The organism is Rhizobium sp. BR 315, from assembly GCF_050577975.1.
Classification (GTDB): Bacteria; Pseudomonadota; Alphaproteobacteria; order Rhizobiales; family Rhizobiaceae; genus Rhizobium; species Rhizobium miluonense.
Window position 1 is genome coordinate 1 of record NZ_JARWKZ010000151.1, and the last position, 722, is coordinate 722.

The following is a 722-nucleotide window of genomic DNA, read 5'->3' on the forward strand; positions in this document are numbered from 1 at the left end:
ATCATACATATACTATCACCTATACTCGCTCATAATATATTTTTCTTTTGTAAAAGGTTTATCGTTACTAAATTGGAACATCTCTAAAACATTGGTTTGAGGTTTCGGTACTGTAATAGAAATCCTCATTTCTTCTCCCCTTGCTGTGAGTGTTTCCGTCCCTTTAACTTCTATGCTATCTCTATCATAGTGATGTAGTTCAACAAGATAATCCTTTATTTGATTATATATTTCATTATCGTACCTACCTTGAAGCGCTGCTTCTTTCTGACCTTCATATAAAGCTAAAGTAATAGTTTCTTCTACCATACTAGCATTCTGTATTAAAGGGCCTTGAAAAGTGGTTAACACGACTAAAGGCAAACACAATAGAAAAACTAGAAATTTTTCCATACAACCCTCCTGCTTCTCTATTACATTATTTCCTATAAAATAAGCCATTGAGGTAATCTTATCTCAATGGCTTATTTATGGGTTATTCTACATTTGTTCCGTCAATAACTTCCGTAGTTTGTTGTGTTTTACCACCGATTGAGTCAGTCATGTCGCCTTGGAACATGTTAACAAAGATAAAACAAGCAAGTACGATAAACAATAGTGCAGCTACGAACTTTTCCATGAGTACCACTCACCCCCTTAAAATGGATTTGTTGTTACTGAATCTTTAGTCATTTCTAACATTAAATAAAGTAGCCATATAAAAACCATGACCGATGCTAAAG

2 protein-coding genes are annotated in these 722 nt (G+C 33.9%); both read right to left on the bottom strand.

The window, feature by feature from the left end; translation table 11 throughout:
* Window positions 1-15: 15 nt before the first annotated feature.
* Window positions 16-393 (bottom strand): hypothetical protein, encoded by a 378-nt coding sequence (locus tag QD409_RS35465; RefSeq protein WP_251647405.1) that lies wholly within the window; start codon window positions 391-393, stop codon window positions 16-18.
* 82 nt (window positions 394-475) lie between these two features.
* Window positions 476-619: a hypothetical protein gene (locus QD409_RS35470; RefSeq protein WP_251647407.1), complete on the bottom strand. Its 144-nt coding sequence runs from the start codon at window positions 617-619 to the stop codon at window positions 476-478.
* Between the last annotated feature and the right edge of the window lie 103 nt (window positions 620-722).